Annotated in this window: 30 protein-coding genes; 17 read left to right on the forward strand and 13 right to left on the reverse strand. The window is 63.5% G+C overall.

Annotation, left to right across the window (positions count from 1 at the left end; genetic code table 11):
- The first annotated feature begins 7 nt into the window (after nucleotides 1-7).
- From AC07SZ_RS16580 to denD, 3 genes are all read left to right on the forward strand, one after another.
- On the forward strand, nucleotides 8-979 hold the full coding sequence (locus tag AC07SZ_RS16580) for a cation diffusion facilitator family transporter (protein WP_056578338.1): 972 nt from the start codon (nucleotides 8-10) through the stop codon (nucleotides 977-979).
- A gap of 89 nt (nucleotides 980-1,068) precedes the next feature.
- Complete coding sequence (locus tag AC07SZ_RS16585) at nucleotides 1,069-1,281, forward strand: hypothetical protein (protein ID WP_081295203.1); 213 nt, start codon at nucleotides 1,069-1,071, stop codon at nucleotides 1,279-1,281.
- Between the two features lie 12 nt (nucleotides 1,282-1,293).
- Nucleotides 1,294-2,271, forward strand: a complete 978-nt coding sequence (gene denD, locus AC07SZ_RS16590; protein ID WP_056578337.1) for a D-erythronate dehydrogenase — start codon at nucleotides 1,294-1,296, stop codon at nucleotides 2,269-2,271.
- Between the two features lie 36 nt (nucleotides 2,272-2,307).
- On the opposite strand, the gene AC07SZ_RS16595 is transcribed toward denD, so the two are convergent.
- From AC07SZ_RS16595 to AC07SZ_RS16610, 4 genes are all read right to left on the reverse strand, one after another.
- The gene (locus AC07SZ_RS16595) at nucleotides 2,308-3,528 is read right to left on the reverse strand and encodes a nickel/cobalt transporter (RefSeq protein ID WP_494915112.1); all 1,221 of its coding nucleotides are present in this window, start codon (nucleotides 3,526-3,528) and stop codon (nucleotides 2,308-2,310) included.
- Nucleotides 3,525-4,193 carry a DUF1007 family protein gene (locus AC07SZ_RS16600; protein WP_056578333.1) on the reverse strand — a complete coding sequence of 223 codons (669 nt, stop codon included), beginning with the start codon at nucleotides 4,191-4,193 and terminating at the stop codon, nucleotides 3,525-3,527. Before AC07SZ_RS16600 ends, AC07SZ_RS16595 begins: the two co-directional genes overlap by 4 nt.
- 200 nt (nucleotides 4,194-4,393) lie before the next feature.
- Entirely contained in the window at nucleotides 4,394-5,293 is a 900-nt protein-coding gene (locus AC07SZ_RS16605; RefSeq protein ID WP_056578331.1) for a LysR family transcriptional regulator, read from the reverse strand.
- A 3-nt stretch (nucleotides 5,294-5,296) separates the two neighbouring features.
- A complete protein-coding gene (locus AC07SZ_RS16610; RefSeq protein WP_494915115.1) occupies nucleotides 5,297-6,493 on the reverse strand; it encodes an amidase in 1,197 nt (398 codons plus the stop codon).
- A 541-nt stretch (nucleotides 6,494-7,034) separates the two neighbouring features.
- Here AC07SZ_RS16610 and odc2 point away from each other — a divergent pair.
- Both odc2 and AC07SZ_RS16620 read left to right on the forward strand, forming a co-directional pair.
- Nucleotides 7,035-8,168: an ornithine/lysine decarboxylase gene (gene odc2 / locus AC07SZ_RS16615; RefSeq protein WP_056578400.1), complete on the forward strand. Its 1,134-nt coding sequence runs from the start codon at nucleotides 7,035-7,037 to the stop codon at nucleotides 8,166-8,168.
- Between the two features lie 152 nt (nucleotides 8,169-8,320).
- A complete protein-coding gene (locus tag AC07SZ_RS16620) occupies nucleotides 8,321-8,890 on the forward strand; it encodes a GNAT family N-acetyltransferase (RefSeq protein ID WP_056578328.1) in 570 nt (189 codons plus the stop codon).
- Nucleotides 8,891-8,974: 84 nt separating this feature from the next.
- Here AC07SZ_RS16620 and AC07SZ_RS16625 read toward each other — a convergent pair whose 3' ends face one another.
- The 4 genes from AC07SZ_RS16625 to AC07SZ_RS16640 all read right to left on the reverse strand — a co-directional run bounded on the left by AC07SZ_RS16625 (nucleotide 8,975) and on the right by AC07SZ_RS16640 (nucleotide 11,051).
- Entirely contained in the window at nucleotides 8,975-9,259 is a 285-nt protein-coding gene (locus AC07SZ_RS16625) for an SCP2 sterol-binding domain-containing protein (protein WP_013529756.1), read from the reverse strand.
- Between the two features lie 193 nt (nucleotides 9,260-9,452).
- Nucleotides 9,453-9,974, reverse strand: coding sequence for a hypothetical protein (locus AC07SZ_RS16630; RefSeq protein ID WP_056578326.1), 522 nt, complete (start codon nucleotides 9,972-9,974; stop codon nucleotides 9,453-9,455).
- Between the two features lie 29 nt (nucleotides 9,975-10,003).
- On the reverse strand, nucleotides 10,004-10,429 hold the full coding sequence (locus tag AC07SZ_RS16635) for a hypothetical protein (protein ID WP_056578324.1): 426 nt from the start codon (nucleotides 10,427-10,429) through the stop codon (nucleotides 10,004-10,006).
- Between the two features lie 13 nt (nucleotides 10,430-10,442).
- Entirely contained in the window at nucleotides 10,443-11,051 is a 609-nt protein-coding gene (locus tag AC07SZ_RS16640; protein WP_494915117.1) for a rod-binding protein, read from the reverse strand.
- Between the two features lie 96 nt (nucleotides 11,052-11,147).
- Between AC07SZ_RS16640 and AC07SZ_RS16645 the strand changes: the two genes are divergently transcribed.
- The 3 genes from AC07SZ_RS16645 to AC07SZ_RS16655 are packed head-to-tail and all read left to right on the forward strand — an operon-like array spanning nucleotide 11,148 to nucleotide 13,617.
- Nucleotides 11,148-12,005: a DUF1295 domain-containing protein gene (locus tag AC07SZ_RS16645; RefSeq protein WP_494915119.1), complete on the forward strand. Its 858-nt coding sequence runs from the start codon at nucleotides 11,148-11,150 to the stop codon at nucleotides 12,003-12,005.
- A complete protein-coding gene (locus AC07SZ_RS16650; RefSeq protein WP_172372231.1) occupies nucleotides 12,002-13,030 on the forward strand; it encodes an SAM-dependent methyltransferase in 1,029 nt (342 codons plus the stop codon). The genes AC07SZ_RS16645 and AC07SZ_RS16650 overlap by 4 nt, the downstream gene beginning before the upstream one ends.
- Nucleotides 13,027-13,617, forward strand: a complete 591-nt coding sequence (locus AC07SZ_RS16655) for a hypothetical protein (RefSeq protein ID WP_494915121.1) — start codon at nucleotides 13,027-13,029, stop codon at nucleotides 13,615-13,617. Before AC07SZ_RS16650 ends, AC07SZ_RS16655 begins: the two co-directional genes overlap by 4 nt.
- Nucleotides 13,618-13,623: 6 nt before the next feature.
- Here AC07SZ_RS16655 and AC07SZ_RS16660 read toward each other — a convergent pair whose 3' ends face one another.
- Nucleotides 13,624-14,034, reverse strand: coding sequence for a DUF2177 family protein (locus AC07SZ_RS16660; protein ID WP_081295205.1), 411 nt, complete (start codon nucleotides 14,032-14,034; stop codon nucleotides 13,624-13,626).
- Nucleotides 14,035-14,163: 129 nt separating this feature from the next.
- Between AC07SZ_RS16660 and AC07SZ_RS16665 the strand changes: the two genes are divergently transcribed.
- From AC07SZ_RS16665 to AC07SZ_RS16680, 4 genes are all read left to right on the forward strand, one after another.
- Nucleotides 14,164-14,547: a DUF2147 domain-containing protein gene (locus AC07SZ_RS16665; protein ID WP_494915123.1), complete on the forward strand. Its 384-nt coding sequence runs from the start codon at nucleotides 14,164-14,166 to the stop codon at nucleotides 14,545-14,547.
- Nucleotides 14,548-14,699: 152 nt separating this feature from the next.
- Nucleotides 14,700-16,046 carry an NAD(P)/FAD-dependent oxidoreductase gene (locus AC07SZ_RS16670; RefSeq protein WP_056578314.1) on the forward strand — a complete coding sequence of 449 codons (1,347 nt, stop codon included), beginning with the start codon at nucleotides 14,700-14,702 and terminating at the stop codon, nucleotides 16,044-16,046.
- 13 nt (nucleotides 16,047-16,059) lie between these two features.
- A complete protein-coding gene (locus AC07SZ_RS16675; RefSeq protein ID WP_056578312.1) occupies nucleotides 16,060-16,917 on the forward strand; it encodes a DUF1365 domain-containing protein in 858 nt (285 codons plus the stop codon).
- Complete coding sequence (locus AC07SZ_RS16680) at nucleotides 16,901-18,118, forward strand: class I SAM-dependent methyltransferase (protein ID WP_494915125.1); 1,218 nt, start codon at nucleotides 16,901-16,903, stop codon at nucleotides 18,116-18,118. The genes AC07SZ_RS16675 and AC07SZ_RS16680 overlap by 17 nt, the downstream gene beginning before the upstream one ends.
- 71 nt (nucleotides 18,119-18,189) lie before the next feature.
- Here AC07SZ_RS16680 and AC07SZ_RS16685 read toward each other — a convergent pair whose 3' ends face one another.
- From AC07SZ_RS16685 to flhA, 3 genes are read right to left on the reverse strand one after another with little or no spacing between them, the layout of a single operon-like run.
- Nucleotides 18,190-18,573: a hypothetical protein gene (locus AC07SZ_RS16685; RefSeq protein ID WP_056578308.1), complete on the reverse strand. Its 384-nt coding sequence runs from the start codon at nucleotides 18,571-18,573 to the stop codon at nucleotides 18,190-18,192.
- Nucleotide 18,574: 1 nt separating this feature from the next.
- The gene (gene fliR / locus AC07SZ_RS16690; protein WP_038649353.1) at nucleotides 18,575-19,327 is read right to left on the reverse strand and encodes a flagellar biosynthetic protein FliR; all 753 of its coding nucleotides are present in this window, start codon (nucleotides 19,325-19,327) and stop codon (nucleotides 18,575-18,577) included.
- Nucleotides 19,324-21,411 (reverse strand): flagellar biosynthesis protein FlhA, encoded by a 2,088-nt coding sequence (flhA, locus tag AC07SZ_RS16695; RefSeq protein WP_056578306.1) that lies wholly within the window; start codon nucleotides 21,409-21,411, stop codon nucleotides 19,324-19,326. The genes fliR and flhA overlap by 4 nt, the downstream gene beginning before the upstream one ends.
- Before the next feature lie 172 nt (nucleotides 21,412-21,583).
- Here flhA and AC07SZ_RS16700 point away from each other — a divergent pair, with 172 nt between their 5' ends.
- Nucleotides 21,584-21,883: a putative quinol monooxygenase gene (locus AC07SZ_RS16700; RefSeq protein WP_494915128.1), complete on the forward strand. Its 300-nt coding sequence runs from the start codon at nucleotides 21,584-21,586 to the stop codon at nucleotides 21,881-21,883.
- Nucleotides 21,884-21,922: 39 nt separating this feature from the next.
- Here the strand turns inward: AC07SZ_RS16700 and AC07SZ_RS16705 are convergent, their stop codons facing one another.
- Nucleotides 21,923-22,396: a MarR family winged helix-turn-helix transcriptional regulator gene (locus AC07SZ_RS16705; protein WP_494915130.1), complete on the reverse strand. Its 474-nt coding sequence runs from the start codon at nucleotides 22,394-22,396 to the stop codon at nucleotides 21,923-21,925.
- A 56-nt stretch (nucleotides 22,397-22,452) separates the two neighbouring features.
- Between AC07SZ_RS16705 and AC07SZ_RS16710 the strand changes: the two genes are divergently transcribed.
- From AC07SZ_RS16710 to AC07SZ_RS16725, 4 genes are all read left to right on the forward strand, one after another.
- On the forward strand, nucleotides 22,453-23,187 hold the full coding sequence (locus AC07SZ_RS16710) for an NAD-dependent epimerase/dehydratase family protein (RefSeq protein WP_494915132.1): 735 nt from the start codon (nucleotides 22,453-22,455) through the stop codon (nucleotides 23,185-23,187).
- 16 nt (nucleotides 23,188-23,203) lie between these two features.
- Nucleotides 23,204-23,716: a cupin domain-containing protein gene (locus AC07SZ_RS16715; protein WP_494915134.1), complete on the forward strand. Its 513-nt coding sequence runs from the start codon at nucleotides 23,204-23,206 to the stop codon at nucleotides 23,714-23,716.
- Between the two features lie 156 nt (nucleotides 23,717-23,872).
- Entirely contained in the window at nucleotides 23,873-25,654 is a 1,782-nt protein-coding gene (locus AC07SZ_RS16720; RefSeq protein ID WP_056578298.1) for a chloride channel protein, read from the forward strand.
- 123 nt (nucleotides 25,655-25,777) lie between these two features.
- Complete coding sequence (locus AC07SZ_RS16725; protein WP_494915136.1) at nucleotides 25,778-26,437, forward strand: helix-turn-helix domain-containing protein; 660 nt, start codon at nucleotides 25,778-25,780, stop codon at nucleotides 26,435-26,437.
- Nucleotides 26,438-26,456: the final 19 nt, after the last annotated feature.

A 26,456-nucleotide genomic window follows, 5' to 3' on the forward strand; every position in this document is an offset into this window, starting at 1 on the left:
TTGCCATTTGGCGCATACGCATTCCCACGACCACAGCGGCCATGATCATGGCAGTGCCGGTCACGTGCACGGCTCTACCGACAAGAAGCGTGTGCTGGTCGCGGCCTGCCTGACGGCAGGCTTCATGGTTGCGGAAGCGCTTGGCGGCCTCTTCACCGGGTCGCTGGCGCTGCTGGCCGATGCCGGCCACATGCTTGCCGACGCGATCGCGCTCGGCCTTGCCTGGTATGCCTTCCATCTTGCGGGGCGACCGGCGACCGGACAACTCACCTACGGTTTCGGCCGGGTGAAGACCCTGGTGGCCTACACCAACGGCATCGCTATCTTCGTCATCGCGCTGTGGATCGTCTACGAGGCGTGGAGGCGCCTGCAAATGCCTGCGCCAGTGCTGGGCGGACCGATGCTGGCGGTGGCGATCCTCGGCCTCCTGGTCAATGTCGCCTCCTTCCTGGTGCTGCATGGCGGCGACCGCGAGAGCCTCAACATGCGCGGCGCCATCCTGCATGTGCTTGGCGACCTGCTCGGCTCGGCGGCGGCTATCGTGGCGGCACTGGTGATCCTGGCGACCGGCTGGACGCCGATCGATCCGATCCTGTCGGTGCTGGTCTCGCTGCTGATCCTGTCGACGGCATGGTCGCTGATGCGCGCCGCCGCCCACGTGCTGCTGGAGGGCGTGCCGCCAACCCTCGACCGGGATCTCATCGCAAGTGATCTCGCGGTAACGGTGAAGGGCGTGCGCGAAGTGCACCATATGCATATCTGGTCGATCGACGGCTCAAGCAACATGGCCACGCTGCATGCCTGCCTTGACGAGGGCGTCGACGCGCATCAGGCGGTCAGCACCATAAAGAAGCGGCTTGCCAGCGAGCACGGCATCAGCCATGCCACCGTGGAGCCGGAATTCGACCAATGCGCCGACGAGGGCGACGGCCACGATCACGGGCACGATGCGGCCCCGCATCACGACCACCACCACTAGGTTCGATCCGTTTGATATCGATCGGCCTTGCCTCAGGAGTTCCACAGTTTGAAAGCCAGCCCGACGAACGCCTGCTGTCCCGGTGCAGCATGATGGACCGCGACACCAGGAACGCGGCCATTGCCGCGCTGTGGATCATGCTTCTGTTCGGCATCGCGGCCTTCTACCTGCCGACGGTGATGCTGGCACTGGGCAGTCTTTCGACCGTGCTGGCCGGCATCTTCGGCATCGTTTTCGTGCTGGCGTTTTTCCTCGTGTTCTGGCTGCGCGCGCGCAGCCAGCGCAAAAATCAGGGCAAGTAAGGGATATCTGACATGCGCATTCTGATCACTGGCGCCGCGGGTATGGTCGGCCGCAAGCTCATCGCCAGGCTGGCCAAGGACGGCATGCTGCGCGGCAAAAAGATCACGGCGCTCGATTTGCATGACATCGTGCCACCGCAGGCCCCGGCCATGGACGGCGTCAGCATCGACACCCATACCGGCGACCTTGCGGAGGCGGGCGCCGCCGAGAGCCTGGTCGCGTCGCGACCGGATGTCGTCTTCCATCTCGCCGGCATCGTGTCGGGCGAGGCGGAAGCGAATTTCGATCTTGGCTACCGCGTCAATCTCGACGGTACGCGCGCGCTGTTCGATGCCATCCGCCTGGCGAGTTTTGCGCCACGCGTCGTCTTCACCTCGTCGATCGCGGTGTTCGGCGCGCCGTTCCCGGATGTCATCCCCGACGAGTTCCATCCGACGCCGCTGACCTCCTATGGCACGCAGAAGCAGATGAGCGAGGCGCTGCTGGCAGACTATTCCAGGCGCGGCTTCTTCGACGGCATCGGGATCCGGCTGCCGACGATCTGCGTGCGGCCTGGCAAGCCGAACAAGGCGGCCTCCGGCTTCTTCTCCGGCATCATCCGCGAGCCGTTGAGCGGCCAGGAGGCGATCCTGCCGGTGCCGCGCTCGGTCGTGCATACCCATGCCAGTCCGCGCTCGGCGGTGAATTTCCTGATCCATGCGGCCGAGATCGAAGGTGCCGCCGTCGGACCGCGCCGCAACCTGACGATGCCTGGCGTCGGCGTCACCGTCGGCGAGCAGATCGAGGCGCTGGAGCGCATCGCCGGGCCGAAGACGGCAGGCCTGATCCGCGAGGTGCCGGACGAGACGATCTGGGCGATCGTCAAGGGCTGGCCGACCCGCTTCGAGGCAAGACGCTCACGAGAACTCGGCTTCAGCGCCGAGAAGAGTTTTGACGAGATCATCCAGGCGCATATCGAGGATGAGCTGGGCGGCAAGATTCCCGGTTAGGAGTTTGACATCCCATTCTTACGGGATGGGGATGGCCTAGACGCTGCCGGTCAGGCTGGCTGACAAAAGCAGCAACCCGAACAGGAAGACAAAGGCGGCGCCGCCGATCTCGACGATCGAATGGATGCGGTTGCCCATGCGGCCATCGCCGGCGAAATACACCGCCCAGTTCTTGGCGGTCACGGCAAGCGTTGCCAACGCCGAGACGGTGATGGCGGTGCCCAGCGACATGGCCAGCACCGACAGCAGGCCGCCGAGCCAGAGTCCGTTGAGCAGCGCGAAGCTGAGCACGATCAGCGCGCCGGAGCAGGGGCGGATGCCGACGGCCGCCACCGCCGACCAGGCGGTGCGCCAGTCGAAGCGGTCGCCCGACAGCAGCGCCGGATCGGGCGCATGCGAGTGGCCGCAGGTTTCGCAGACCTCGCCATCCGCATGATCGTGATGCGCATGATCGTGGGCGCCGTGATCGTGATGGTGGTCATGCGCGGCGTGGTCGTGCGAATGGTCATGAACATGGTCGTGATCGTGATGTACCTTGAGCGCGTGCGAATGGGCATGCGCCGAATGGCCGTGGGCCGCATGCGAATGACCGGCATGGGAATGGCCCGCGTGAGAATGCCCTGCATGGGAGTGGCCACCATGCGAATGCCCGGCCTGCGCGGCCGACAGGCTGTAGGCGGGCGCTCTGCCGAACAGGCGCAGGATGGACGGGCCGAGCTTGCGCCACAACAGCCAGGCGCCGAACAGGGTGACCAGGGCAAAGCTCATGATCTCCATGAACCAGGCCGCGTCTGTCATCGAGATGGTGGTGCCGCGCAGGACGAAATAGGCGAGCAGCATGACCACGATCGCCGTCAGGCCCTGCAGCAGGGCGGAGACGAAGGACAACAGGATGCCGCGCCGCAGCGCCACTTCATTGGCGACCATGTAGGACGAGATCACCGCCTTGCCGTGGCCGGGGCCGGCGGCATGGAAAATGCCATAGGCGAAGGACAGGCCGATCAGGATCCAGATCTTGCTGCCATCCTGGCGCATCGCTTTCATGGCGCCCGCGAGAGCGCGGTAGAATTCCTGCTGCCGCAGGTTGATCCACATCAGGATGTGGGCGAACGGACCGGTGGTCGGCGCCATGCCGTCATTGACGCCGATACCAAGTGAACTCTGGGCGTGCGCGGCGCTGGCGAAATGCATCGCGGCAAAGGTGAGGGCCAACAGGCCGAATGCCAAACGCAGGGACGGTTTCGTCACCGGCTTCATCCTTCTGGCTGACAGGTCAGTTCGAGCTTGGTGGCAAAGATCTTGCTCATGTCGGTGCCTGTCGGGTCGTTGAAGAAGGCATCCGTCAGGGTCTTCTGGTTTTCCTTGATGGCCTCATCCGGATCCGGACGGATCACCTTGCTGGTGCAATTCGACGGCAGGCCTTCGACCGTGATGTTGGAATCCTCAGTGAAGTCGATCGCCGTGTAGAAAGTCGGATCATAGACGCCGATGTCGATCGTGCCGGTCAGCTTGATCGGCTCCTTGGGTTCGGACTCGAACAGGATGATCAGCTGATCGTTGTCGAAATTGGCCATCAGGTGTGGCGGCGGCACCATCGTCACGTCCTTGCCGTTCTGCGTGACGAGCTGGAAGTAGTTGAATTCGGCCAAAGAGGCATGAACGGTGTCGGCGACATCCTTCAGCTCCTTGTCGTCAAGCTTCAGGTCCGAGTTCTTGTCGAACTCCATCATGACTGTACTCGAAAACAGGTCGTCGAAGCGCCAGAGATGGCGCAGTGCTTTCACGCTTTGGTGATCCGGGGACAGGATCACGTCGAGGCGTGCCTCGGCGAAGACATGCGGATGCACGTAAGCCGGTCCCGTGGCGGCAAAGGTCGCCACCAAGGCCGAAGCCAGTGTGATTGCGTGCCGCTTGAGATGCATTCCCGGTCGCGATTCCCTTGGCTTTGGAGAGGAACCGAAGGTCACCAGAAAGGGGGCGAAATTGGGACCGCCAGTGCGTGTCACCCAAAAGTGCGCAGCGGCTCTGGGGCGACGACACCCGCCAAGCTCAAAGCGTGTCGCCCAAAGGTGCGCGGCGGTCTTGAGGTAACGACAGGCACGCAGCGAGAATTCGAGGCCGCTCACGCGATCTCACGCGTCCTGAACCACTGCACCAGGAAGTCGACGAAAACGCGGACCTTGGCCGGCAGATAGCGGCGGTGCGGGTAGACGGCGAAGATGCCGCCGCCCGACAGGATTCGGTCATCGAGCACCGTCACCAGCTGGCCGCTCTTGAGATCGGGAGCGGCGATGAAATCCGGCAGGACGCAGAAGCCAAGTCCAGAAATGGCGGCGGCCCGCGCCGCCATCGGGCTGTTGACCTCGATCGGGCCCGACACCGCGACGCTCAGCTGATCGTTGTTGTCGCCCTTGAACGGCCAGTTGTTCAGCCCGCGGCCGTTGGTGTCGACGATGCAGGGCATGTGGCCGAGATCCTGGGGCCGCGTCGGCATGCCATGCTTGGCGATCAGTTCGGGAGAGGCGCAGAGTTTTATCGAAAATGGCGCCAGCCGCCTGGCGATCAGCGACGAATTCTCCAGGCGCGAGATGCGCACCGCGAGGTCGAAGCCCTCCTCGACCAGGTCGACGAAGCGGTCGTCGAGCTGGATGTCGAGCACGATGTCGGGGTGCTGCTTGGCGAAGTCGATCAGCGACTGGCCGATCGGCGCGTCGGCGAAAGTGCGCGGCGCCGACACTTTGATCCTGCCGCGCACGTCGCCGGAGGATTCGCGCACGGCGTCCGCCAGGCTGTCGACCTCGCGCACGATCTCCGAGGCACGCCGGTAGTAGGTATGGCCGGCCTCGGTCATCGAGAACTGGCGCGTGGTGCGGTTGAGAAGCAGCGCGCCGAGCTCGTCTTCCAGTTCGCGCACATATTTCGACAGCAACGCCTTGGAGCGGCCGATCTTGCGCGCCGCCGCCGAAAAGCCCTCGGCCTCGACGACGTCGATGAAGGCGCGCATGCGGGTCAGTGTGTCCATGGTTCAGGCCCTCTTGGCTGCGTCGAGTAGTTTTCGGCCGAGCCGTATCAGGGCAACGTCGCTGCCGGAAGGGCCAAGCAGCGACAGGCCGAACGGTGCGCCGGCGACAGAGCCGATGGGCAAGGTGATTTGCGGGAAGCCGGAAAGGCCGGCGAGACACAGAAGATGCAGGGCTCGCTCGCGATAGGCCTGGAACTGCTCCGGCGTCGAGTCGATATAGGGTGCCGGGCCCGGCACCGTCGGCAGGATGAGGAAGCCGTCCTTGCCGAGCAGGGCGCCCAGTTCGCCGCGAAAGGTCAGCCGGCGCACCTTCTCGGCTTGCGCTGTCCGGTCATCGACGGCACGGCCAAAGCCAAAACGCTCCTCGACGCCGGGGCCAAGGTCGCGCTCGCCGCTGGTGATCCATTCGCCATGCACGCCCCAGGCTTCCTTGGCCTGCAGCCGGCGAAAGCACCAGTAGAGTTCATCCGGGGAAGAGGAGAAGTACGTCGTCGGCGTCGCCAAGGCACCAAAAACCGCGCCCGCCAGGGCCTTCATCCTGGCATATTCGGCCAGCGCGGGGCGCGCCACCATCTCGTCGAGCCAGGTGAGCGACAGCGGGCGGTCCAGCGAATGCTGGTGCGGATCGCGGCCGAGCAGCAGCTTGCCGACGGTCTCGTAGGTCTCGATGTCGTCGGCGAACCAGCCGAAGGTGTCGAAGCTTGGCGCGAGCTTCATCGTGCCATCGAGCGAAATGCGGCCATGCGTGGTGCGCAGCCCGATCAGCCCGCAAAAACTCGCCGGCGCGCGGATCGAGCCGCCAGTGTCGGAGCCGGTGGCAATGTCAGCCAGCCTGCCCGCCACCGCCGATGCCGACCCCGACGAGGAGCCGCCGGTGACGCGATCGGGCGCGACGGGATTCACCGGAAACGGAAAATGCGCGTTCTGGCCGAACAGCGCGAAGGCAAGCTCGTCGGTCTGGGTCTTGCCGGCGAAGCGCGCGCCGGCATCGAGAATCGCCTGCACGGCGGGCGCCGTGCGCGAGGCGGCCTGGCTTTCGGCGAACTTCCGCAAATTGCCACAGCCGGTGCGATAGCCGGCAACGTCGTAGATGTCCTTGACGGCCAGCCGCAGGCCGGCGAGCGGGCCGATTTCGGCATGGGCCACCGGCATCTGGCGAAGATCGAGGAAGGCGTTGTATGGGCCGTGCGTGCCTGTCATCGTTCGATATCCGGATACGGTTGCACCAACATTGTTCGATGCCAGAAATTTTACAACCTGCGATACGATTTTTATTGATTGTGAAATCCTTCGCCCCTATATCGCGCTTGCCCAAAGTCGCACGTGCCTGTGGGTGTCCGCCGATCCTCGAATGGTGAGGGAAATCGGTAAGGTAACTGGAGCTAACCCCTCCAGTCGGTTTAGCGGCCAACCGCCAGACCGAGGACACCTTGAAGCAACGACGGTGCGGGCCTTTCTGGTTCTCTGCCGGTTGTCCAAAGACCGGGGTTACTGAAGAGGCACACCTTCATTGCCGGCAGTGCGGAACGGGGTTCTCCCAATCCAAGCCAAGGCAGACAAAGCGAACCGAAGCCGGGCAAGGCTAGGTTCATCGCCGCGAGACGGCGTTTCATGGTTCCGGGGTCTCCACCGGCTGGTTCCATGGAATTTTCGTCCCGCCTTTGTTTGACCGCGTGTTCGCGAGGCCGACAGCCCGCGTCCGCACCCTTGTGCGCGCCGAAAGGCGTGATGGAGAAACCCGATGGCTACCCAGCGCATCCTCGACTTCCTCGCCACCCGACGTCCGTCCGGCCCCTGCCTCGTCGTCGACCTCGATGTCGTGCGCGATAATTTCCGCGCCTTCGAGAAGGCTCTGCCCGATTCCAAGATCTACTATGCGGTGAAAGCAAACCCGGCGCCGGAAATCCTGCGCCTCCTTGCTGCGATGGGCTCGTCCTTCGACACCGCTTCCGTTGCCGAAGTCGAGATGGCGATGGACGCGGGTGCGCCCGCGGACCGCATCTCCTTCGGCAACACCATCAAGAAGGAGCGTGACATCGCACGCGCCTACCAGCTCGGCATCCGCCTGTTCGCGGTCGATTGCGTCGAGGAGGTCGAGAAGATCGCCCGCGTCGCTCCCGGCGCGCGCGTGTTCTGCCGCGTGCTGACCGACGGCGAAGGCGCCGAGTGGCCGCTGTCGCGCAAGTTCGGCTGCGTGCCTGCCATGGCCGTCGACGTGCTGCGCCATGCCAAGGGCCTCGGCCTCGATGCCTATGGCGTGTCGTTCCACGTCGGCTCGCAGCAGACCGACCTGACCGCCTGGGACCGCGCGCTGGCCGACGCCAAGAAGGTGTTCGCCACGCTCGCCGAGGAAGGCATCGTCTTGAAGATGGTCAATATGGGCGGCGGTTTCCCGACCCGTTACCTCAAGGACGTGCCGGTGGCACAGGCCTACGGCCAGGCGATCTTCTCGGCGCTGCGCAAGCATTTCGGCAACGCGCTGCCCGAGACCATCATCGAGCCGGGTCGCGGCATGGTCGGCAATGCCGGTGTCATCAAGTCGGAAGTCGTGCTGATCTCCAAGAAGGCGGACAACGACAATGTGCGCTGGGTGTTCCTCGACATCGGCAAGTTCGGCGGCCTCGCCGAGACGATGGACGAGGCGATCCGCTATCCCCTCGTCACCCGCCATGACGGCTCGGAGACCGCGCCTTGCGTGCTCGCCGGCCCGACCTGCGATTCGGCCGACGTGATGTACGAGAAGACACCGTATCCGCTGCCCCTGTCGCTGACCATCGGCGACGAGGTGCTGATCGAAGGCACCGGCGCCTACACGACCACCTACTCGGCGGTCGCGTTCAACGGCTTCGAGCCTCTCCGATCCTACGTGATCTGACGGCGCTCTCTCAGCGCATTTTCGAACGGCGAACCGGACACAACTTCGCCTGAAAATGCGCTGAGAGGCGGTCAGATCATCCCAGGTGGTCGCCTGTCGTCCACCCGGGTCTCGCTTGTGGAACAGATCTCCGCTCGTGAAGGATTGCGGAAATGGAAATGTCAGTTGAAATCGTAGCTCATGCGCCGGCCTTCTCCATGGTCGCCGAAACCGCCGCCGACATGGCTGTGCGCGAAGCCTTGCTCGATCGTGCCATGGGGCCGAAGCGCAAGACCAAATCGTCGGAGAAGCTGCGGCGTGGCCGCCGGCCCTCGGAAGGCCTGGCCTTCGTCGCGCGCGATGCGTCGGGCGACGTGGTCGGCACGGTGCGGCTGTGGGATGTCACGCTGGGCGAGGGCGGTCCGGCAGCGCTGCTGCTTGGCCCGCTCGCGGTCGATCCGTCGCTCAAGAATGCAGGCATAGGCTCGGCGCTGATGCGTCATGCCGTGGCCGAAGCGGCGCGTCTCGGTCACGCGGCGATCCTGCTGGTTGGCGATGCGCCCTACTATGGACGTTTCGGCTTCTCGGCCGAAAGGACCGGTTCGCTCGCGATGCCGGGACCTTATGAGCGGCACCGCCTGCTGGCGCTGGAGCTGGTGGACGGCGCGCTTGACGGCGCGCATGGTACGCTGAAGGCTTCCGGCCGCAAGCTGAAGGCGTCGGCCCCGACAATGGCGGCCTGAGCGCCAAGTCCGCTCAAAACAGAACGCCGCCCGAAAAGGCGGCGTTTTTCGTGGCCATGAGCCCGTCGCGGCAATGGAGTCGGCTCAGCCGATCAACTGGCTGAGCGCCATGGCGACGGTCATGTCGCCTTCGACTTTGATCTTGCCGGTCATGAACGCCATGGTTGGGTTCAGATCGCCAGCGATCAGCGAGTCGAGATCGTCGAGCGAGAGCTTGATGGTGCAGTCGGTCGGGGCATCGGTGTTCGAGACGGTCGCGCCGTCGATGACGATGACGCCGTCGCTGCCGGTGTCGAATTTCACGGAACGATCGAATCCGCTGCTGGCCACGCGCGACTTGATCTTCTCGGCAATCTCCTGAACGCTCACGCTGTTCTCCTGTCTGGTTGCATCTATCGCGCAGGGCATTTCGGTCCGGCTGGAGCCCACGCAGCACTTCGCGATCATGGTCGCAGGCGCATATAGCTTTGGATTGACGTTTACGTCAACGCGAATTGCGGAGACTGGTTCCTATCGCCGCACCGGGCGAGGTGCCGAACCAGCCATGCCCGGCCAGTGCCGCTCAGTGCGCGCTGACCGGCTTGGCCGCCTCGGGTGCCGTGGTGCCGGCATCCTGCCGGCGGCGCAGCCAGTTGTCGCGGATCTCGTCCTTGCTCAGGAAATTGACCTGGTCGATCAGAACTTCATGCACGAGGGTTGCGCCGACGCGGGCGTTGACGGTGTCGCGGATCGCGGCGCGGAAGGTGTCGAGGTCGATTGGCTGCTTCTTGCCGAAGTCGATCTGGGGGTGTGCGTAGAGATAGCTGTAGACCTGGTCGGTGATCAGCGCCTCGGCCGGAATCGACAGTTTCTTTATCTGCTCCGGCTCGACGGTGTAGACGAGCTTGGCCAGGAAGTAGCCGTCGATCCTGGAATCGTGGATCAGCGGCACCGAAATGACGTCGGTCTTGACGTAATCCAGCCCGCCCAGCATCGGCTTGGGTTTCTCGCCGACGCCGCGGTCGCCGGCGGCCTGGAACGAATAGAACACCGCGCCGAGCGTGGCGGCGCAGACCCAGACCGCGATGGCGATGACCTTTATCATTCGGAATTCGAGCCCGGCATGACCGCGCTCTAGCCTTTCAGCCGGCCGAACTCGCCGGCGGAGTAGGTGCCGTCGGTTTCGGCGCGCTGTATGGCACTGCGCAACAGGTTGGCGACCTCGTTGACGGCGCTCAGATGCGCCAGGATCGCCGCCTCGTTCTTCACCAGTTTTTGGCGCAGCCGGGTCAGGCCCTCGCGGTGCTGTTCGAGGAACTCGGCTTCGCTGCCGCCCTTCATGGCGCGGGTCAGCTCGTAGAGATAGCGGCTCTTGCGGGCGTTAGAGGCCTTGAGGTCATAACCGGTATCCCTGCGGATGCCGGCGGTCTCTTCCTCGACCACCTCCTCGATGCGGCCAATGATGGCGGCAAGGTTTCCAGGCCGCGCGAACGGGATCGGAGCCTCCGGCGCGGTCGTGCGCGCTGGCAGGTTGGCGGTGAATTCGGAAGAGTCGGCCATGGCGTTTCCCAGTCTAGATCTTGGTGTCTGTTTTTATGGTTGTCTCGTCGCCGGTCATCGACCTGGCGGCCTTGCGCTGCAATTCCTGGACGAGCGAGGTGGACAGACGGGTTTGCTGATCGATCTCGGCCTTTTCCGGGCCATTTGAAACCGGCCCGATCGGCACCTTGCGCTTGCCGTCTAGATAGTGGTCGGCGAGCAGCGACTTGGCGATGCCGATGCCGCCGCGCTCGGCCATGACGTCGGCGACGCGCTCGGCCAGCTGCGATTTCCACATGTCGCCGGCAAGACCCGCGCCGTAGACGCCTTCGGTGTCCTTGGGCAGCATGTTCTGGATGAAGGTTTGCAGGACCATCGCCTCGAACTTCTTGAATTTCTTGGCCGGATCGGTTCCGGCCGCATGTTCGGCGGTGGCGCGCGACAGGATGGAGCCGGCATCGACCGACGCGGCGGTGTCGACCGAGAACGTGCCGGCAGCGCCGCCCGCACGCTTCGTCAGCGCGGCACGGGCAGCCTTGATGTCCGCTGGCTCCGCGGCTCGGGCGACATCCATAACGATGTCGCTGGGTGGAGAAATCGCCAAGAAGGTCCGCCTTTTGCCAGGTTTCCTTAGCCAGACCATGCCTCAACAAGCTTGTGGCAGGCTTGCCGGTTCGAATTTGAGTGGGGCGCGGAAACTTGCCTCCACACCGATCCGTACCTCACGCAACAGATCGCGATGATCGTGCAGGGCTACGATGTGACGTTTGCAAGCTTGTTTTTCGGTGCAGCCATATGCCTGTCGCTTGTAATGGCGATCGCGTGGGCGATTGCCATTCGAAGCGGCAAGTCCGGCTGGGTGGATGCGATATGGTCCTTTGCCGTGGGCGCCGCCGGCATCGCCATGGCGATTGTTCCACTGCCCGGCTGGCAGCAATCGACGACAAGACCTGTCATCGTCGCCTTGCTCGCGGCGATCTGGTCGATCAGGCTTGGACTGCATATCGTCGTCAGGACCCTGCACGGTGGCGACGATCCGCGTTACGCGCAGTTGCGCAGCGAATGGGGCAAGGATTTTCCTCGCCGGCTTTTTCTGTTTCTGCAGGTGCAGGCCGGCGCCGCCTTGCTGCTTGTGCTCTCCATTTTCGCCGCAGCACGCAATCCGGTGCCGCATCTGCAAATCGGCGACTGGCTGGGCATCGCGATTATGGCGATTGCCATCCTTGGCGAAGGCCTGGCCGACCGCCAGCTTGCGCGATTTCGCCAGGCTCCAGCCAGCAGAGGAAAAGTATGCGACGTCGGTCTCTGGAGCCTCTCGCGCCATCCCAATTATTTCTTCGAGTGGTTCGGTTGGCTGGCCTATGTCGCGATCGCGTTGGACATGACCGGCGCCTACCCATGGGGCTGGGTCGCCATCTCAGGCCCACTCTTCATGTACTGGCTCCTGGTTCATGTGTCCGGCATTCCGCCGCTCGAAGCGCACATGCTGAAATCGCGTGGCGAGAAGTTCCGTGCCTACCAGGCGCGCGTCAATGCGTTCTGGCCGGGGCCGCCCCGCAATATCCCTCCACAGACATCGAAAGGCCAGGCATCGTGAGCCTCATCGCATCCGCCATACGCACCGTCGAACGCAGCCCGTTTCCAGATCCCGTGACCCGAACGGGTATCGGCTTTCTGGTCGGACGCACGCGTCGAAACCTACTCGAACACCCGGCCATGCAAGAGCAGGCTTTCGCTGATGCCATGGCCGATCATCCGATTGCCGAGCACACGCAAGCGGCCAACGAGCAGCACTATGAATTGCCGCCGGCCTTCTTTGGACTGGTGCTCGGGCCGCAGCGCAAATACTCCTCCTGCCTTTACCGGCGCGGCGACGAGAGCCTGGCGCAGGCCGAGGTGCTCGCGCTGGAGGAAACCGTTGCTCACGCCGATCTCGCCGATGACCAGGACATCCTCGAACTCGGGTGCGGCTGGGGTTCCCTGACGCTGTTCATGGCGGAGCGTTTTCCCGCCGCCAGGATCACCGCGGTCTCCAACTCGGCGCCTCAAAAGGCGTATATCGAAGCGCAGGCTCGAAAGAGGGGCTTCGCCAACATCCATGTCATCACGGCCGACATGAACGCCTTCCATCCAAACGGCATGTTCGATCGCATCGTCTCGGTGGAGATGTTCGAGCATATGTCGAACTGGCAAAAGCTGCTCGAACGCGTACACTCCTGGCTGACACGGGAGGGGCGGCTTTTCATCCATGTCTTCACCCACAAGAGCCGGTCCTACCGTTTCGATCATCGCGACAAGTCCGACTGGATTGCGCAGCACTTCTTCACCGGCGGCATCATGCCGAGCCACGATCTGATCCGGCATTTCCCGGCGCTGTTCGACGTCGAGCAGGAATGGCGATGGAATGGCCGCAACTACCAGCGCACCGCAAACCAGTGGCTCGCCAATATGGACGCCAACCTGCCCGAGGTTGACCGCATCCTCGCCGAGGTCTACGGCAAGGAGGCCCTGATCTGGCGCCGGCGCTGGCGTCTGTTTTTCCTCGCCACCGCAGGGCTGTTCGGACATGCGAATGGCGAGGAATGGGGGGTCAGCCACTATCGCCTGCGCGCGGCTACATGAGATTGGAAACGCGCGCCCGATCGGGAATATTGAGGACGTTCTGGAACGCGGCGAAGGCGTATTTCGCCCACGACGACCCTCTCGTGGCCACCGCCAATCTGGTCGCTCTTGTCGTGCTTTGGAACCAGCCGTTCTATCCGCTCTATGTCTACTGGTCCGTGGGCACCGACATCGCGCCAACCTTCTACACATTCCTTTCGACGCCGTTCTTCCTGGCGGTTCCGGCAGTGGGTCGCGCCAACGGCCGTGCCGGGCGTGCATTGCTGCCGATCGCCGGGATCGGTAACACGGTGCTTAGCGCCGAGGTCTTCGGCGTCGCCTCCGGCGTCGAGATGTTTCTGTTGCCCTGCGTGCTGCTCGGCTTCGTGCTGTTCAGGCCTGGAGAACGCATCATCGCGATCGCCATAGCGGCGGTCGGCATGCTGGCGTTCACTGTCCTACACGGGCGCTACGGCGCGCCCGTCCACCTCTACTCGGCCGAGGAATATGCGGGTTTTCTGAAAATGAACGCCCTCAGCGCTGGCACGCTTACCGCCTTCATAGGTCTTCTCGTGATGAACTTGATCAATCCCCCGGCCAAGCGCTGACGACTGCTACGCAGATCGCGACAAGGCACTGGAGACGAGGAAACCCGCCGTCGCCGCGATTGCGGTGAGCACGATTCCCCAGCAGATGTCGGCGATGGTGACCGCGACGGGCCAGTTCCTCAGTGTCGCCTGGTTAGTCAGATCGTAGGTGGCGTAGGCGCATAAGCCGAACACGGCGCCGTTTACCGCCGCGGTCGTCCATGATCCGCTCTGAAAGGCGGGCAGCACCGCGAAATAGACGGCGCCTGCGATGTAGATGACGTAGAAAAGTGCCGCCGCCGCGACGTTGAAATCATCGAGCAGGATCGGCCCCAGCAGCGGCTTGTAAAGCCGGCTGCTCATCACCGTCAGCCAGACAGCATCGATGCACAGGAACACGACTGCCGTCGTCAGATAGGCGATGCCGTAGGTCTTGATCATGTCCGCTCCTGAAATCCCATTGGCTGTTGATCTCAGCAACGGTTTTCAGCCGCGATAGTTTCGACCGGCCGAAACTCACCAGGCATGTCGTCCGTAGCTTCGTAAACCGAATGACAAGGAGGAATGATGAACCGACTGGCAGTGGCGGCAGGTCTTCTTTTTCTTGTCTCGTTCAGCGGCGCGGCGTTTGCCGCATCGGCGCCTGACCCCAGCGGAACATGGAACCGCGGCGATGGAAACGCAAAAGTACGGATCGCCCCGTGCGGTTCGAACATCTGTGCCACAAATGTCTGGATCAAGGACACCAGCGGCGGTGAAGCTGTCGGCGACAAGCTCGTCATGACGCTGAAGCCGAAGTCCGCCGACACGCTGACCGGCAAGGCTTTCGATGCAAAGCGCGCGCTGACCTATGCGATCCAACTCAAGGTGGCCGGGCAGAAACTGGTCACGCGAGGTTGCCTGGTCGGCGGCCTGGTTTGCAAGTCGGTCAACTGGTCCCGCGCCCGCTGACGATGCAAGTGACTGGGCAGGTCGGACGCCTCTTCACCTCGCGACAAAATACCTCGACTGCACAGTGAAACTCACGCCGGATCCTCCCGTATCTACAAAAGTTCCAGGGTGCCGCCCGCACCTTACAGGCTTGATTTCCAAAAGGATTTTCGATGAACATTGTGCCCATTCACCGTGGTGGCTCCAACGGCCGGAAGAAAATCGCCGTCATCGGATCGGGCATATCAGGCGCCGCCGCCGCATGGGCTTTGCACCCGAGTGCCGAAATCATCCTTTATGAGGCGTCGCATCGCGCGGGCGGCCATACCGCCACGGTCGACATCGACTATGACTCCACACCGATTTCTGTCGACACAGGTTTCATCGTCTACAACGAACTGGCCTACCCGGATCTCAGCGCGATGTTCTCGCATCTTGGTGTGGCCACGCATGAGAGCGACATGGGCTTTTCGCTTTCGCTCGATGGCGGCAAGCTCGAATGGTGCGGCTCGACGCTGCGCACCATCTTCGCCCAGAAGCGTAATGTCTTTTCGCCCGGCTTTCTGTGGATGCTGAGGGAGATCCTGCGCTTCAACAAGGCGTGTATTGCCGAGCGCGACAACGGCACGCTGGGCGACGTCTCGATAGGCGACTATCTTCGCACCCGCGGTTTCTCCGCAGGCTTTCGCGACAATTATCTCATTCCAATGGCGGCGGCGATCTGGTCGACGCCGCGCGCCAAAATGCTGGACTATCCGGCTGCAAGCTTCATCAGCTTCTTCGAGAACCATCGCCTGATCGACAATGATACGCGACCGATGTGGCGCACGGTAAGCGGCGGTTCGCGCAACTATCTGCAAAAGCTGCTGGCGCCGCTCGGGTCGGCACTACGCCTATCGTCACCGGTCAAGACAATGGTGCGCGATGCGTTTGGCATTACCGTGTGGGCTGGTGATGACGCGCCGGAGCGCTTCGACAATGTCATCATCGCCAGCCATAGCGACCAGGCACTGGCCATGCTCGGCGACGCCTCGAGCGTCGAGGAGAGGATCCTGTCAGCCATATCGTATCGCCCCAACCGGGTCGTCCTGCACCGGGACCCGCGCCTGATGCCGAAGCGGCGGGCCGCCTGGGCGGCGTGGAACTATCTGCGCTGCTCATGTGACCGCGACGAACCGGAAGTGTCGGTCACATACTGGATGAACCGGCTGCAGGGGATCGACGCGGCAAAGCCGCTCTTCGTGTCGCTCAATCCGGTCGTCGAGCCACGCCCGGAATTGGTCTTCGGGGAATGGATGTTCGACCATCCGCAGTACGATGCGCGTGCCTTGTCAGCGCAAGCCCGTCTCGATGATATCCAAGGTGCGCGCGGCACCTATTTCGCCGGTGCGTGGACCGGACACGGCTTTCATGAGGATGGCTTGCGTTCGGGGCTCGACGCGGCGATTGCGCTCGGCGCCGATGTGCCGTGGCGTCGACGCGAGACGGCTTTGTCCAAAGCGCTGCTGACGGCGGAATAAGGCCTCTGTAGGAATGGGCGAACGGATCACAACACTGGAGCAGAACGGCCCGCCGCCGCAGGCGGCCGGCGTGCTCTATCCCGGTGAGGTGATGCATGCGCGGCTGAAGCCCTTCGGCCACCGCTTTGTCTACCGCGTGTTCTCGTTGCTGGTCGATATAGACAGGCTCGCCGAGCTCGGACGCATGACATGGCTGTTGCGGGTCAATCGGCCCGGCCTGGCATCTTTCCATGAAAGCGATCATGTCAACACCCCAGGCGAGACGCTACGGGCTTTCGTCGACGGGCTGCTCGTCGATGCCGGCCTTGGCAAACCGGCGGCGCGCGTGCTGCTGCTCGCCTATCCCCGCATCTTCGGCTACGTCTTCAATCCAATCTCGGTGTATTTCTGCTACGACGCCACGGGCGCGCTGATCGCCTTGATCTATGCGGTGCGTAACACGTTCGGTGGCCGGCGAATCTACGTGTCGCCGATCCGACCGGGCGAACTCGGCCCCGCAGGAGTGCGCCAGACACAAGCCAAGCTCTTTCATGTCTCGCCCTTCATCGGCATGGATGCGCGGTATCACTTTCGCATTCTGCCGCCAGGCAAGACGGTCAGGCTTCGCATCCACGAGACGGAAAATGGCGAACCACTCTTGGCAGCGGCCTTTGCTGGGACAGCACGCCCGCTCGCCACGCCGGATATTGGCGCATGCCTGGCCAAGTTTCCACTGATGACTTTGAAGATCATTCTCGGCATTCACTGGGAAGCACTGAAGTTGTGGCTGAAAGGCGCGCGGTTTCATCCGAGCCCTGAAACTCCTGAAGTCGCGCAGTCCGCGCAATACAGCATCCCGATAGGGCCGGAGCCGCATGTCCCTCGAAAGTGAAACCGGCGCCACGCGGACCGTGGCCCGTGCGAGCGGTCCAGGAGCCTATATCCTCAAGCTTATGATTGCTTGCCTCGAAAGAGGGCGGATCACGATCGTGACGCCCTCGGGCCAGCGGATCGACCATCGATCCGATGCGCCTGGTCCGGAAGCGGTTCTGATCGTGCACCGGTGGCGCGCGATCCGCCGCCTCCTGACGGGGGGCGACCTCGCTTTCGCGGAGGCCTACATCGAGGGCGACTGGTCCAGCCCCGACCTCACATTGCTCATTGAACTTGCCGCGCTCAACCTGGAACACATCGAACAGGTGGTTGGCGGGCTTCTTCCGGTCCGCCTTGTCAATCGGCTTCGCCACGTGCTGAAGGCGAACAGCAAGGCCGGGAGCCGCCGCAACATTGCCTTCCACTACGATCTCGGCAACGACTTCTATTCGCTTTGGCTTGATCCCAGCATGACCTACTCGTCCGCGCTCTATCGGCAGTCCGGGCAAACCCTTGAGACAGCCCAGCAGGCCAGACTGCAACGCGTCGTGGAATTGCTCGATCTGGGCGGTGGCAAGGAGGTTCTGGAGATCGGCTGCGGATGGGGAAACCTTGCCGTTGTTCTGGGTCGGCACGGGGCGCGCGTCACCGGCATAACGCTCTCCGCGGAACAACTGGCCCACGCAAGAAATCTCGTTCAAAAAGAGAAACTCGACGGCACGGTGGCCTTGGAACTGCAGGACTACCGCGACACGCAGGGAACGTTCGACCGCATTGTCTCGATCGAAATGTTCGAGGCTGTCGGCGAAAAATACTGGCCAACTTACTTCAGCATATTGCGCGAGCGCCTGAAGCCTGGCGGGAAGGCTGTTTTGCAGGTCATCACGATCGATGAGAAGCGTTTCGAAAGCTACCGTTCAAACGCCGACTTCATCCAGCGCTACATTTTCCCAGGCGGGATGCTTCCTACCAAGACGATCATGACCGAACTGGCGAAGCAGGCCCATCTCACACTGGCTTCGGTGGACAGTTTTGGCGCCAGTTATGCCCTGACACTGGCTGAATGGCGGCGTCGATTCTTGAAGGCCTGGCCGATGATCGAGGCAATCGGCTTCAGTCACAACTTTCAAAGAATCTGGGAATATTACCTCAGCTACTGCGAAGCAGGCTTTCGGGTCGGCACGATAGATGTCGGGTTGTATGTTCTGGAGAAGGACTAAGCTGAAGCCCGATCCCTCTTGCTTGATCGGGAAAAGCTCGATTTCCGGCGGGGATCAAAAGCGATAGGTCGCTACTCCTCGGCCCGCTTCTGCGCGATCAAATCAAGCCGCTCGCGGTCGGTGCGTTCGCGTTCGTCGCGGTTGCGCACATCCTTGTAGGCGCGCTCGACCATATTGGTGCGCGCGTTTGCCGTGGCGATAAGGCCGACCTCCTGCCGGGCGCTTTCCAGGCTTTTCTCCTGGCGTACCACCGCCTGCGCGATGCGGCGATGATAGAGATCGGGGAACAGGCCGGAGAGGGAATTCTCCTGGTCGAAATGGCCGATCAATTCCCTGGCCTCGGCCTCGGCGGCGTTTGCCGCGGCCAGGAAGGTGGCGTGTCGGGTCTCGTGCAGCGCCTTCAGCTGCTCCTGCACCTTGACCAGTTTCCGCAGGCGGTCCTTGCGCGTGCTCATGTCACCTCGCCAGAGTCAGGTCGACGAAGCCGTCGACGAACAGCGACAGCATGGTGCCGATGGCGAAATAGAAGATGATCATGCCGCCGGCGATGACGAAGGGCTGGGAGATGAAATAGATCGGGATCTGCGGGGTCAGCTTGTTGACGAAGCCGATCGTCAGATTGACCAGAATGGCATAGGCGACGAACGGGCTGCCGAGGCGGATGACCAGGAAGAAGGTGTCCGACACGGTGTCGGTGATGTCGACGAGCGCCGCCTGCGGGTTGAAGAAGACGTTGACGGGCGCGACCGTGTAGGACGCCACCAGGGCGCGCACGATCTCGTGGTCGAAATCGAAGACGAACAGCATCAGCAGCGCCGAGAACGAGATGATCGCGGCAAGGGCGGCTTGTGGTTCCGGTTCCTCGATCGCCGGTCCGCCCGAGCCGCCATAGCCGATCAGCATGGCGATGGCCGAGCCCATGAAGCGCAGCGCCTCCATGTAGAGCCTGGTCATGGCGCCGATCAGCCCGCCGACCAGAAGTTCCGAGATGATCATCGGCACCAGGATCTGCGGGCGCGGATCGACGAAGGGAATGATGCGGTCCCACAGGAAGGCGAGCAGGCCGCCGGTGGCGGCGACCGCCACGAACAGCCGGACCTGGACCGGCACGCGGGCGCTGGACAGGCCCGGCATCAGCATGAAGCAGGCGCCGATGCGGCAGAAGGCGAGGAACGCCGCGATGACGACGCTCTGCGAGAGAACGCTCACGATATGGTTCCGAGCACCTTGATCTCGACGCCCTTGGCGATTTCGACATGGGACAGCACCGGCAGCGTGGTGAACAGGCGCTCGATGATCATGCGCACATAGGGACGGGCGTCCGGGGCGGTGACAAGGACGAAACGCTCGCCGGCCTCGAGGAATTTCTTGATCGCCTTGGTGGCGTCCTGGCCGAATTCCTCGAGCTGGCGCGGATCGATGTCGAACTCGCGCACCTCGCCCTTGGCGTCGCGCTTGAGGCTCTGGTGGAAGGCGAGGTCCCAGCGGTTGCCGAGGCGCAGCACCTTGAGCACGCCGCCTTCCGATAGGTCGCCGCAGATCTGCTGCGCCATGCGGATGCGGACATGTTCGACGATCTGCTCGGTGCGGCGCACATGCGGCGCGATCTCGGCGATGGCCTCGATGATCAGGTGGAGATTGCGGATCGAGACGCGCTCGGCGAGCAGCAGCTTCAGCACCGCCTGCAGGCCGGGATAGGAGATGTGCGTTGTGCAGATCTCATCGGCGAGCTTGCGATATTCCTGGTCCTGGCGTTCGAGCAGCGCCTTCATGTCCTTGTAGGACAGGAGTTGCGGCAGGTTGTTGCGGATGACTTCGGAAAGATGGGTGAGCAGCACCGACATGTTGTCGGCGAAGGTGTAGTTCTCGCGCTTCAAATCCTCGGCGAAGGTTTCCATGACGGAATAGGCGCGCATGCCGAAGGCCGGCTCGCGGATTTCTTCGCCAGGGATCTCGGGCACGTCGCGGCTGCCGAGCAGCACCATGATCTCACCCACGCGCATCGAATATTCGGCCACCACCGTGCCATGCACCTTGATCTGGTAGCTCTTCGGCGGGATGGCGAAGTCGTCGGCAACGCGCACCTCCGGCACGACGAAGCCGTATTGCTGGGCGAATTTCTTGCGCATCTTGGCCATGCGGAAGACCAGTTCCTGATGCGAGACCAGGAGGCGGGTCGACAGCTGCTTGCCGATGAGCAGTTCGATCTCGGCGGTGGCGAGCGAAGCCTTGACCGAGTTCTTCTCTTCCTCGGCCTTGGACACCTTCTCCTGGGCCTTCAGCGCCTCGGCCTCGGCGAGGACGCGGTTGGCGCGCATCGGAATGACGTAGCCGAGCCCGGCCATGCCACCGGCCAGCGCGAAGAAGGGAAACAGCGGCAAGCCCGGCATGAGGCCTAGCAACACCAGCAGCGCGGCCGCCACGTAAAGCGCGCGCGGATGGGCGCCCAGCTGGCCGAACACGGCCTGGTTGGTCGAGCCACGGGTGCCGCCCTTGGAAACCAGCAGGCCGGCGGCGAGCGAGACGATCAGCGCCGGGATCTGTGTGACCAGGCCGTCGCCGACCGACAGCTTGATGAACACATCGGCGGCCTCGCCCATGCCCATGCCGTGCCTGATGTAGCCGATGGCGATGCCGCCGACGATGTTGATGGCGGTGATGATGAGGCCGGCTATCGCGTCGCCGCGCACGAATTTCGAGGCGCCGTCCATCGAGCCGAAGAAGGAGGATTCCTCCTCCAGTTCGCGGCGGCGCAACTGCGCGGTCTTGTCGTCGATCATGCCGGCGGAGAGATCGGCGTCGATCGACATCTGCTTGCCCGGGATGGCGTCGAGGGTGAAACGGGCGCCGACTTCGGCGATACGGGTGGCACCCTTGGTGATGACGATGAAGTTCACCACAATCAGGATCATGAAGACGATGAGGCCGATGACGAAGTCGCTGGCCATCACCAGCTTGGAGAAGCCGGCGATCACGTATCCGGCGGCATGCGTGCCCTCATTGCCATGCGACAGGATCATGCGCGTGGTGGCGATGTTGAGCGATAGCCGCAGCATCGTGGCGATCAGCAGCACGGTCGGGAACGAGGAGAAATCGAGCGGCCGCTGAATCCACAGCGCCACCATCAGGATCAGCACCGAAAGTGCGATCGAGAAGGCGAGGCCGATGTCGATGAGGAAGGCCGGGATCGGCAGGAACAGCACGGCCAGGATGATGACGATTCCGAGCGCGAAGAAGATGTCGCGACCGTTCTTGGCCACCGCGCCGGGCTGGATGCTTTCGCTGATCGCCATTTAAGTCCTCGAACCATAGCCTGCCGTGCATACGACAGCCCGGCGAGGGTAGCTGGCCAAGCTTGCGCGAGGGTGGGAGACTCTGGTTTATGCATGTCGTCTTCCCAGAGCCGCGGCCACTTTTGGGCGACTTGCAGCAGGCGGATAGACTATTTCGCAAGAAGGAAAGCCCATGCTCGTGATCATCGGCACGATCCGTTTGCCGCCCAGCCGGTTCGAGGAGGCAAGGTCCGCGATGGAGCGCATGATCTCGGGCAGCCGTGCCGAGGCTGGCTGCCTCGAATATTCCTATGCGCGGGATGTGCTCGACGCTGGGCTGATCCGGGTGACCGAGGTGTGGCGCGACAAGGCGGCACTCGATGCGCATTTCAGCTCGCCGCACATCGCCGAGTGGCGCTCGAGCTGGCCGGCGCTTGGCATAGGCGAGCGCAACCTCGTGCTCTATGAGGCGGGTGAGCCGATGCCGAGCTGATCGGTCGCCGCTCGATAATCGTCAGCCGCCGGCAGACAGTCAGGGCCTGGCTGTGTCGGCCGTGGCGACGCCGACCAGCCAGCGCCTGACGGCCCTTTCTTCTCCGGACGAGAGGCCTTCCGTCAGTTCACGCTCGATGGCATGCACCCGCTCGCGGCATTCCCGCAGCAGCGCCTGTCCGCTATCGCTGAGCTCGATATGCTGGATGCGGCCATGGACGGCATGCGGCCTGCGCACCAGCGAGCCGGCCCGTTCGAGATTGGCGACGATGACGCTGAGCGTTTGCGGGGTGAGCAGTGCCAGCCGGGCCAGATCGGCGTTGGAAAGGCCGGGATAGGCGCCAAGCATGGTCAGCGTGGCGAATTGCGGCTGCGTCACGCCAAGATCGGCCAGCGCCCTGTCGACCCTCAGCCGATGCGCGCCGGCGGCCTGCCGCAGGAGATAGCCGAGATAGCCTTCCTCGCCGCGTTTGCCTTCGCCCGGGGCGGGAACTGTCGGATTTGCCTTGCGCATGATATCAGAGCTCTTATATATTGTTCGTGTGCTGATACTATGACGATGTAGAGTTCATGACGATGGGGCATCGAATTTTTCTTGCCGGCGCCTCGGGCGCCATCGGACAGCGGCTCATCCCGCAGCTTCTGGCCGCCGGCCATCATGTGACGGGTACCACGCGCAGTCCTGACAAGGCCGCGACATTGCGTTCCCTCGGCATCGAACCGGTGATCGTCGATGTCTTCGATGCCGAGGTCCTGTCGCGCCGCATGCTTGCCGCCCGGCCGGACATCGTCGTCCATCAGCTGACCGACCTGCCGCCAGGGCTGGATCCGAGCCGGATGGGCGAGGCGGTTGTTCGCAATGCCCGCATCCGCGAGGAGGGTACCCGCAATCTGGTCGCTGCGGCCGCCGCGTCCGGCGCCCGGCGCATGGTCGCTCAAAGCATCGCCTGGGCCTATGCGCCGGGACCGGAGCCGCATGGCGAAGCCGACCCGCTGGATAGCGAGGCGAGCGGCAACCGCGGCATCAGCGTCGGCGGCGTCATCGCCTTGGAAAAGGCTGTTCTAAACACGCCATTCGCCGGAGTCGTCCTGCGATATGGCCAGCTCTATGGACCGGGAACGGGAACCGATGCGGCTGCCGGCGCGTCGCCGGTGCATGTCGATGCTGCCGCCCATGCGGCGCTGCTGGCACTCGAAAAGGGTGCGCCCGGCGTCTTCAACGTGGCGGAACCCAACCAGGCTGTCTCGACGCAAAAGGCGGTCGAGGAACTGGGTTGGCGTGCTGATTTCCGTTTGCCTGCCTGAATTCGGAGACGTCGAGATGATCGGCAATCAAGCTCGTCCGCGCGCCGGCCAATCTGTCATCGCGGTCAGCGCTGTCGGGGTTTTGTTCGCGCTCGCGGCAAAGTGGACCGGCCCGGATTTCACGCGCGTCGCGTCGAAAGGCATGGAAATGCATATGCAGATGGCAAATGCCGATGTGAACGGTGTTGCCGGGGCGCGGCCGAAAACGGTCGTCACGCCGGTCTCCTGCGAAAAACTGCCTGACGTGCCGGGCAAGTCGATCACCACGGTGATCGTGGCATTTCCACCAGACGGTTTTACGCCTCGTCACCGGCATCCGGGCTCGGTCAGCGCCTTCGTCCTGAAGGGCACTCTGCGCTCGCGGCTCGAAGGCAGCCCGGCCAGTACCTACACCCAAGGACAAACATGGTTCGAGCCGTCCGGCGCGGTCCATCTCTTCGCCGAGAATGTCAGCACCACCGAGCCCGCCGAACTCTTGGCGACCTTTGTCGCCGACGACGATTGCGGGACGCTGACCATACCGGACTGAGCGCGGGGCAGGCTGCCTCGCGATCAGAGGCCTGCAAGACGAAATCAGCTGGTTTCACGGGCACAATGGCGCCTTTGATGTCGCCATTGTGGTTGTCATGTCGTGCCGCCCGGCGTATCAGGCGGGTCTGCCTTTTGATGTCGGCGAGCCGCCCCGGTGCTTTCCAGAAACCACAGCGAAGTCTACGCCCGCCGGCTGCGCGCGGTGCTTCTGAGATCCATTCCTCTGCTCGAGGCGCGCGGCATCGCCGTGGTCATCCTCGCCGGCGTCGTCGGCATCATGGCCGGCATACTGGTGACCGCGATGAGCCAGATCGTGCAGGATTTGCACGGGCTTCTGTTCGGCGTTCAGCCCGGCGGCCGGCTGTCCGGAATGTTCTCGCTCGCCAATCCCGTGCAGGCGCTGATACCGGCGATCGGCGGCGCCCTGCTCGGGCTGACGGTGATCTGGCTGCGGTTGCGTAAATTCCGCACTCCGGTCGATCCGATCGAGGCCAACGCGCTCTATGGCGGGCGCATGTCGCTGACCGACACGTTCATCATCGCCGGCCAGACCATGATCTCCAGCGGCTTCGGCGCGTCGGTCGGACTGGAAGCTGGCTACACGCAGGTCGGGTCCGGCCTGGCATCGCGGCTGGCGCGCATCTTCAGGCTGCGGCGCAACGATGTCCGCGTCCTCGTCGGTTGCGGCGCGGCCGGCGCCATCGCCGCCGCCTTCGATGCGCCGCTGACCGGTGCCTTCTATGGTTTCGAGCTGGTCATCGGCATCTACTCGGTCGCCAATGTCGCGCCTGTCATGACGGCGGCCATCTGCGCTTCGCTGACGGCGGAAATGTTCGGCGGCGTGCCGTTTCCGCTCGAGCTTTCGGGACTGCCGCAACTCACCGCCAGCCAGTACGTGCCGTTCCTGCTGCTCGGACTGCTCGGCGGCGCCGCTTCGATCGCCATCATGCAGCTGGTGACGCTGATCGAACGTGGTTTCAACAGGCTGTCGGTCGATGCCTCGCTGCGCCCCGTCATCGGTGGCGTCATCGTCGGCCTCCTGGGGCTGATCACGCCGCAGGTCCTGTCCAGCGGCCACGGCGCGCTGCATCGCGAGTTCGCCATGAACTATGGTCTGACCGTGGTGGCCAGCGTCTTCGTGCTGAAATTGGCGGCGTCGGCGGTCTCGCTTGGTTCGGGCTTTCGCGGCGGCCTGTTCTTTGCGTCGCTGTTCCTCGGTGCGCTGCTCGGCAAGGCATTCGCCGGCGTGATGGCGCTGGTTTCGCCGGCAACCGGTATCGACCCCTCGGTCGCCGCCGTCGTTGGCATGACCTCGCTTGCCGTCGGTGTCGTCGGCGGTCCGCTGACGATGACTTTCCTGGCGCTGGAATCGACCCGCGACCTGACACTGACCGGCGTCGTGCTGGCGGCCTCGATCATGGCGGCGATCCTGGTGCGCGAGACATTCGGTTATTCGTTCTCGACGTGGCGCTTCCACCTGCGCGGCGAGACGATCCGCAGCGCGCACGATGTCGGCTGGATGCGCAGCCTCACCGTCGGCTCGATGATGCGCAAGGACATCAAGACCATCGATGCCTCGACGACACTTGGCGCCTTCCGCAAGCAGATTCCGCTGGGCTCCGCCCAACGCGTCATCGCCGTCGACCCGGGCGATCAGTATGTCGGCGTGCTGATTGTGGCCGAACTGCACAGCGACCCCTCCGGCGGCGACGTGCCGGTACGCGATCTTGCCCAGTACAAGGACGCGGTTCTGGTTCCCAGCATGAACGTGCAGGCCGCCGCCGAGACGTTCCAGCGCGCCGGAGCCGAGGAACTGGCCGTCGTCGAGGATTTCACCGACCATATCGTGCTCGGGCTGCTGACCGAGGGACACCTTATGCGGCGCTATGCCGAGGAGCTCGAAAAAGCGCGTCGGGACCTGTCCGGCGAGGGGTAGAGGTTCTCCCTGCTTCCCAGCTTGCGAGCCTGGCCCAGCCATTGGCGAGGTCCTGGCGCCACGCGTGGCTTGCCAGTTGTGCAGTGGTACTGTACAGATTGTTAAGTGAAGCGAGGAGACAGCATGCGCAAGGCCTCTGGCGCGGCTTCGGCAAAGACGGGCGACGCGCCCGCCGCGACCCATGCACATGAAGTGCTGGGCATGCGCCTCAAGAGCCTTCGCCTCGCCCGCAGGCTGTCATTGCGGGAGCTTGCGGAGGCGACTGGAACCAGCGCCAGTTTCATCAGCCAGCTCGAACGCGGCCTGACCGGGGCCAGCACCGCATCGCTCAACCAGATGGCTTCGGCGCTTGGCGTCAGCGTCGCCATGTTGTTCGAGGAAAGCGCGGCGCAAAATCATGGCGTCCTGAGACGAAGCGAGCGGCCGAGCCTGCCGCCCAGCGACGGCTGCCGCAAGATGCTGTTGTCGCGCCCGCCGCTGAGCGACATGGAAGTCTATGTCGGGGAATTCGACATTGGCGGCTCGACCGGGCCCGATCGCTACACTCACGGCGACGCGCACGAGATGCTCGTCGTGCTGCGCGGGATCGTCGAGGTCTCGCTGGGCGAGGCGCGTCACGTCCTCGAGGAGGGCGACAGCATCGAATACACGACGTCGACACCGCATCGCTCAGAGAACATCGGCAGCGGCCGAGCCGAAGTGATGTGGATCATCGCGCCGCCGACCTCGGCGCGCGCCGAACTCGAACAATATACGGCCTGGAGACCGCTCGCGGCCAGGTAGTCCGATCAAAACGCGGGCA

The organism is Mesorhizobium sp. GW821-FHT07A06 (assembly GCF_059419085.1).

Coding starts and splice junctions, on each gene's coding strand:
- flhA (WP_056578306.1), bottom strand. CDS start 21,411: ATGGCGATCAGCGAAAGCATCCAGCCCGGCGCGGTGGCCAAGAACGGT.
- denD (WP_056578337.1), top strand. CDS start 1,294: ATGCGCATTCTGATCACTGGCGCCGCGGGTATGGTCGGCCGCAAGCTC.
- AC07SZ_RS16605 (WP_056578331.1), bottom strand. CDS start 5,293: ATGGACACACTGACCCGCATGCGCGCCTTCATCGACGTCGTCGAGGCC.
- AC07SZ_RS16630 (WP_056578326.1), bottom strand. CDS start 9,974: ATGATAAAGGTCATCGCCATCGCGGTCTGGGTCTGCGCCGCCACGCTC.
- AC07SZ_RS16700 (WP_494915128.1), top strand. CDS start 21,584: ATGCTCGTGATCATCGGCACGATCCGTTTGCCGCCCAGCCGGTTCGAG.
- AC07SZ_RS16685 (WP_056578308.1), bottom strand. CDS start 18,573: ATGAGCACGCGCAAGGACCGCCTGCGGAAACTGGTCAAGGTGCAGGAG.
- AC07SZ_RS16675 (WP_056578312.1), top strand. CDS start 16,060: ATGGGCGAACGGATCACAACACTGGAGCAGAACGGCCCGCCGCCGCAG.
- AC07SZ_RS16595 (WP_494915112.1), bottom strand. CDS start 3,528: ATGAAGCCGGTGACGAAACCGTCCCTGCGTTTGGCATTCGGCCTGTTG.
- AC07SZ_RS16635 (WP_056578324.1), bottom strand. CDS start 10,429: ATGGCCGACTCTTCCGAATTCACCGCCAACCTGCCAGCGCGCACGACC.
- AC07SZ_RS16645 (WP_494915119.1), top strand. CDS start 11,148: ATGATCGTGCAGGGCTACGATGTGACGTTTGCAAGCTTGTTTTTCGGT.
- AC07SZ_RS16620 (WP_056578328.1), top strand. CDS start 8,321: ATGGAAATGTCAGTTGAAATCGTAGCTCATGCGCCGGCCTTCTCCATG.
- AC07SZ_RS16680 (WP_494915125.1), top strand. CDS start 16,901: ATGTCCCTCGAAAGTGAAACCGGCGCCACGCGGACCGTGGCCCGTGCG.
- AC07SZ_RS16725 (WP_494915136.1), top strand. CDS start 25,778: ATGCGCAAGGCCTCTGGCGCGGCTTCGGCAAAGACGGGCGACGCGCCC.
- AC07SZ_RS16670 (WP_056578314.1), top strand. CDS start 14,700: ATGAACATTGTGCCCATTCACCGTGGTGGCTCCAACGGCCGGAAGAAA.
- AC07SZ_RS16600 (WP_056578333.1), bottom strand. CDS start 4,193: ATGCATCTCAAGCGGCACGCAATCACACTGGCTTCGGCCTTGGTGGCG.
- AC07SZ_RS16655 (WP_494915121.1), top strand. CDS start 13,027: ATGAGATTGGAAACGCGCGCCCGATCGGGAATATTGAGGACGTTCTGG.
- AC07SZ_RS16705 (WP_494915130.1), bottom strand. CDS start 22,396: ATGCGCAAGGCAAATCCGACAGTTCCCGCCCCGGGCGAAGGCAAACGC.
- AC07SZ_RS16585 (WP_081295203.1), top strand. CDS start 1,069: ATGATGGACCGCGACACCAGGAACGCGGCCATTGCCGCGCTGTGGATC.
- AC07SZ_RS16610 (WP_494915115.1), bottom strand. CDS start 6,493: ATGACAGGCACGCACGGCCCATACAACGCCTTCCTCGATCTTCGCCAG.
- AC07SZ_RS16710 (WP_494915132.1), top strand. CDS start 22,453: ATGACGATGGGGCATCGAATTTTTCTTGCCGGCGCCTCGGGCGCCATC.
- AC07SZ_RS16665 (WP_494915123.1), top strand. CDS start 14,164: ATGAACCGACTGGCAGTGGCGGCAGGTCTTCTTTTTCTTGTCTCGTTC.
- AC07SZ_RS16640 (WP_494915117.1), bottom strand. CDS start 11,051: ATGGTCTGGCTAAGGAAACCTGGCAAAAGGCGGACCTTCTTGGCGATT.
- AC07SZ_RS16715 (WP_494915134.1), top strand. CDS start 23,204: ATGATCGGCAATCAAGCTCGTCCGCGCGCCGGCCAATCTGTCATCGCG.
- odc2 (WP_056578400.1), top strand. CDS start 7,035: ATGGCTACCCAGCGCATCCTCGACTTCCTCGCCACCCGACGTCCGTCC.